This is a genomic window from Candidatus Saccharibacteria bacterium, assembly GCA_017983775.1.
In the GTDB taxonomy this organism is placed as follows: domain Bacteria; phylum Patescibacteriota; class Saccharimonadia; order JAGOAT01; family JAGOAT01; genus JAGOAT01.
In genome coordinates this window covers 37,455-43,191 of record JAGOAT010000004.1, presented here as the reverse complement: position 1 = coordinate 43,191, position 5,737 = coordinate 37,455, and the positions used below count along the sequence as shown (strand labels likewise).

Sequence of the window (5,737 nt, the reverse complement as noted above, 5' to 3'; positions counted from 1 at the left end):
GTTCTATTGAAGACCAAATTACAGAGTGCATGGAAAAGATTGTATCGCCTAAAAATCTAAAGGTTCAGGTATACCATGAAAGCCAATCAGCCAAGATGGCTGACACTCGACCTAAATTCAACGCTATGATAAACGATATAGAGAACGGCCGAATTAACGGTGTTATTTCGTGGCACCCTGATAGACTCTCACGCAACATGAAAGAAGCAGGGGCTATCATAGACCTTGTAGACAGAGGTCTAATAAAAGATTTACAATTCTCCACTTTTACATTTGAGAATACTCCTGCTGGCAAGATGTTATTAGGCATTACATTTGTTATGGCAAAGCAATACTCCGAGCACTTGTCAGAATCAGTAGACAGGGGCAATAAGCGAGCCGTTGAAGACAGAACACTATTTATAGGCAAATTTAAGCATGGCTATATTGTAGACATTGACCGTAACTTCCAGCCTGATCCTCACAACTTCACAAAGGTCAAAGAGATGTTCACAATGGCTTTAAGCGGTAAATCTCAAAAAGACATAAGACTGTGGATTAACAAACAAAACTATACCGTTCAGAAGCTCCCTGGCGGCGAATATAAGTCGCACATTTGGGATAAAGATGACGTATCAAAACTATTGAAAGACCCACATTATGCTGGTGTACACAAGTGGGGTAAGAGCTTTACAGACCTAACTCAAGCCTATGATTTTGAGCCAATGATAACTGTTGATGAGTATCTCAAGATAAATAAAGTAGATAGCCTTAACTCATCTAAGGTGTCTGCAATAAACAGACCGAAGAGTGGCGAGATAGGTGCTGATTTATTACGTGGCATGGTCTATTGTTCCAAATGCAATAAGACGCTAACTTCGATGTTGATACCTAAACGAGACAAGCTGACTAAGAAAATTATTCACTCTCGTTATTACTATAAGTGCGAAACTGAGGGCTGTACCATGCACAATAAATCTGCCCCTGCTGGGCTTGTCATACAAGCTGCACATCAGTTCTTCCAGCAGTACCTGTTCGTTACAAAGAGCAACTACGCATACTACGTCAAGGAAGCTGAAAAGGAAGCAGATCGCAAAGCAACTGAGTTCACTAGTGCAATCGCTAGTAGTAAAATCCTTATAGCCCATAAAGAGAAGTCATACGAAGATACAAAGCAACTAATTGCTAATAATCCAGAGCTGAAACAGCATTACGACCTTGATAAGTATGCGAAAGAGATTAGTACGCTTAAGAAAAGGTATCAAGAAGCTACAGATGCAAAGAAGAGAATAAAGAGTGCTATTCCGAGCTTCGAGGAATATCTCAAACTGTTGGAATCCACCCCTGTTATTCTGAGCAAAATACGTGACATGAAGACAATGGACGCTTTTCTGCGAATCTTCTTCTCTAACTTCACAATACACCCACTCAAAGACGGTCCTTTTAAGGGGTCAAATGTAACCTATAAACTAAATGAACCCTGGCAGGGGTTCATAGATGACGATGATTTCGTTAATGGTGCGGGTACAGGGACTCTAACCCTGGGCCTCATCCTTGGGAAGGACGCGCTCTAACAGCTGAGCTACACCCGCATGGTGACTAGATAGATACTGATCAATGATGGTGGAGCTGACGGGATTTGCACCCGTGTCCATATTTGCCAAACCGGACAGACTACAAGCTTAGTTGGTTCTAAATTTTACTACATCTTACCTAAAGAGCCAACAATAATAGCCTGATGCAGTACACAATATTTTGAATAGACAAGTTGTGTGGGCTTATCTATCGAGCTAGAAAATATGACATCGATTTACCAAACTCTAGCGGTCTGATAAACGATGGTATCAGCTTAGGCCAATACTGGTGCAGCTGTTGGAAGACGAAATGCATCGCATACTCGACTAACTAAGCTGCTGATTTTTGATTCTGCATTTATTGTAGAATAATCCTTTTGCGAGAGATTAACTCGGCTTGCCTGTAACGATCAGGTCAAAAATGTCAAATCTAAAACAGCCCCATAATATACCAGTAAATTTTCAATGTTCTGGTAGTATTATATAGTAATCCAAGTCCCAAACCAAATTTCAGACCGAAAATTTTAGCAAGGATTATTCTTGAAACCACGACTTTTTGCAGATAAGAAATTGTGATAATTACTCTTACTAGGGGTATCTTGGGTTTTTAAATTGTTAAGGCTAGGTTATTAAGCTATAATAAAAACAAGGCTAACTAACCAAAGATAAAAATTCATGGCAAATAAAAAAATTAAAACCATCACCCAATTAGATCACGAGACTGAAAGTAAGATCGAGTCCGAGGTAGAGAAGACCGTTGAGAGTAAGATACTTGATAAAGTGATTGGTTTTGCCGAACCAAATGATCCAGATCTAACCAGGAAAGTAATAATTGATATCATACTGATATTTTTGGCTGTGACTAGTGTAATCTTGGTTGGGTTTGAATTTTTTGCAGAGCTCAATTCTCATCAGATAGAATTGATCCATCAGTTGGACATATATATAGCAGGGGTATTCTTGGCCGAATTTGTCTATCGGCTTGCTAAGGCCAAAGATAGTAAACAATTTTTTAAGCAATATTGGTGGGAGCTGATTGCTTCAATCCCCTTGACCAATGGAGTAGTTGAACTGCTTCGCCCGATTAGGGTGTTTCGAGTGATTAGATTGGTTGAATTACTTCGGGTAGTTCGACTCGCAGTCAGGATAAGGATAGTTTTCGATGAATCTAAGCGGTTTTCCCAGCATACATTTATCCTAGAAGCAATGATGGTGCTTACGGCAGTGTCACTCATTGGGGCAATATTTTTTAATTTCTTCGAGGTTGGAATCAACCCAAATGTAAGAGGAATATGGGACTCTATATGGTGGTCAGTTGTTACAATTACTACAATAGGCTATGGGGATATCGTACCAGTCACCAGTGCAGGACGAATAGTAGCAATTATTTTGATGCTGGTTGGCACTGGGACAGTCAGCTTCATTACTGCGAGGGTTGCTAGCTATTTGATTCGCCACAAATCACAATAATTAGGCACTAGATATCTAAATCTCCAACCATCCTTAGGTGTACAAGTATTTTACCCATTTTGGCTTGATATTTGTCGCAATAAGCTCTATGATTAGTTTGTCCATTTCTAATTGTTAAAATAATAATTTCATAGAAATGGTATCTTTTGAGTCGTTAAATATATTATTAAATAAACAAAAACCAAATATGCGAGAGTATTCCAAAGTCGTTTCACATAAGATTAGTAAAATTTTGCTTCCCCTGGTAGCAGTAGTATTTGTCATTATTCTTGGTCTGGGATTTCTCCAGACCAAAAAGCTAGAGATTGTCTTCGAATCTGATCAAGGATATATTGATGGTGATCGTCCATTGGATGCTAGATTACTGGCTTACGCCAATGAAGACAGGACTGAATTGATCGGTTATGTTGATTATCAAGGCCTCAACATTTCCGAGCAGGGTAGGGTTAGGCTGGATGTACCAGAATCTCTGATAGGTAAGCAAGAGGTAGGTTTTTTCCAGGTTTGTGTCAATGGCCAATCTGATCTGGCTTTGGAAAAGCTGTCCAGTCAGGGCATCACTGACTGTGATAATGCTATTCTTTCCGAACATCATTACAATCTGACTAGTTGTAGTATGGCCACAGTGCCCTTCAGGGAGTGGTCGATCATTGATAGAATTCTTGATAATGATCAGAGGGTAGTATTTCTGTCTGGGTCATGTACGAGTTATGGTGGGGATGCTAGTAAGCTAGCAGTCAATACGCCAAGTAGTGCACTAAAAATAGCTGAGCAGACCAATACTAGTCAGTTAATTCAAGAGCAGGATAATTCTCAAACTTCTAATGATGTTGGCTTGGGGTATATAGCTAATCCTGCAGTTTTGCAACGACTAATTCTGTCTAACCAGACGCTTAGTATAGAGGGGGCAAATTCGGTGGATTTGTCAGAATTTTTGGACAATACCGATCTGTTGAGCCAGTATCAGTGTCAAGAGTATCAGACCCTAACCTATCTAGGCAACCAATGGCAATGTCAAGATCCAGGGGCTTACCAGTCGGTAGCAACCCTGGAGATTCTGGGTAGCATTGTGACGTATACCAATTCACTTGGCCAGACTATTAGTTTTGACATCTCAGAGATGGAGTCGTTGACCACCATCACCGACAACAATAACGGTACATTTAGCTACACCGATGAAGCAGGGAACACCACCATTATTGACATAAGCAACTTAGAAACCCTAACAACCATCTCAGCCAACCCAGCTAATCAAACCATCACATACACTGACGAAGCTGGAGATCAAACTACAGTCAATATCAAAGATCTTGAGACCACTACAAACCTGACTGTAAACATTGCTAATCAATCCCTCTCATACACCAATGAAGATGGTTCAACTACCACAGTGGATATCAAATCACTTGAAACTACCACCAATCTAACTAATACCATTGCCAATGGTCAAGTGATTGGTACTTACACCAATGAAGATGGAGTCAGTGTAGATATCAAAGAATCCGTCACTACCTTAGTAAACAACAACGATGGCACATATTCATATACTAGTGAAGATGGTTCAGTTAGTGTAATTACTGATACTCTGGGAACACTCAACTGTACTACTGATCAACTAGCAATTTGGAACTCAAGCTTCTGGGTTTGTGAGAATATCAGTAATCTTGAAACAACGACTGAGATTACTAGTACTCTCAGCTCTGGTAATCTTATTGGTAGATACACCAATGAAGATGGAGCTATTACCAATATCTATGAGACTACTACCACCATCACCGACAACAATAACGGTACATTTAGCTACACCGATGAAGCAGGGAACACCACCATTATTGACATAAGCAACTTAGAAACCCTAACAACCATCTCAGCCAACCCAGCCAATCAAACCATCACATACACTGATGAAGCTGGAGATCAAACTACAGTCAATATCAAGGATCTTGAGACCACCACAAACCTGACTGTAAACATTGCTAATCAATCCCTCTCATACACCAATGAAGATGGTTCAACTACCACAGTGGATATCAAATCACTTGAAACTACCACCAATCTAACTAATACCATTGCCAATGGTCAAGTGATTGGTACTTACACCAATGAAGATGGAGTCAGTGTAGATATCAAAGAATCCGTCACTACCTTAGTAAACAACAACGATGGCACATATTCATATACTAGTGAAGATGGTTCAGTTAGTGTAATTACTGATACTCTGGGAACACTCAACTGTACTACTGATCAACTAGCAATTTGGAACTCAAGCTTCTGGGTTTGTGAGAATATCAGTAATCTTGAAACAACGACTGAGATTACTAGTACTCTCAGCTCTGGTAATCTTATTGGTAGATACACCAATGAAGATGGAGCTATTACCAATATCTATGAGACTACTACCACCATCACCGACAACAATAACGGTACATTTAGCTACACCGATGAAGCAGGGAACACCACCATTATTGACATAAGCAACTTAGAAACCCTAACAACCATCTCAGCCAACCCAGCCAATCAAACCATCACATACACTGATGAAGCTGGAGATCAAACTACAGTCAATATCAAGGATCTTGAGACCACCACAAACCTGACTGTAAACATTGCTAATCAATCCCTCTCATACACCAATGAAGATGGTTCAACTACCACAGTGGATATCAAATCACTTGAAACTACCACCAATCTAACTAATACCATTGCCAATGGTC

General features: G+C 40.0%; 2 protein-coding genes, 1 tRNA gene, 1 other RNA gene and 1 pseudogene. 3 read left to right on the top strand and 2 right to left on the bottom strand.

Annotated features, from left to right (window positions below; translation table 11 throughout):
• Positions 1 to 296 precede the first annotated feature (296 nt).
• A pseudogene (locus KA531_01010) lies at positions 297 to 743 on the top strand (recombinase family protein).
• A gap of 752 nt (positions 744 to 1,495) precedes the next feature.
• Here KA531_01010 and KA531_01005 read toward each other — a convergent pair.
• Together KA531_01005 and ssrA are read right to left on the bottom strand one after the other, a co-directional pair.
• Positions 1,496 to 1,571 (bottom strand) — tRNA-Gly (locus KA531_01005).
• A gap of 29 nt (positions 1,572 to 1,600) precedes the next feature.
• Positions 1,601 to 1,996, bottom strand: a transfer-messenger RNA (tmRNA) gene (gene ssrA / locus KA531_01000).
• A 232-nt stretch (positions 1,997 to 2,228) separates the two neighbouring features.
• Between ssrA and KA531_00995 the strand changes: the two genes are divergently transcribed.
• Complete coding sequence (locus tag KA531_00995; protein MBP6005467.1) at positions 2,229 to 3,023, top strand: potassium channel family protein; 795 nt, start codon at positions 2,229 to 2,231, stop codon at positions 3,021 to 3,023.
• A 187-nt stretch (positions 3,024 to 3,210) separates the two neighbouring features.
• Positions 3,211 to 5,737, top strand: a 2,527-nt coding sequence (locus KA531_00990) for a hypothetical protein (protein MBP6005466.1), incomplete at its 3' end; no start/stop codon positions are given.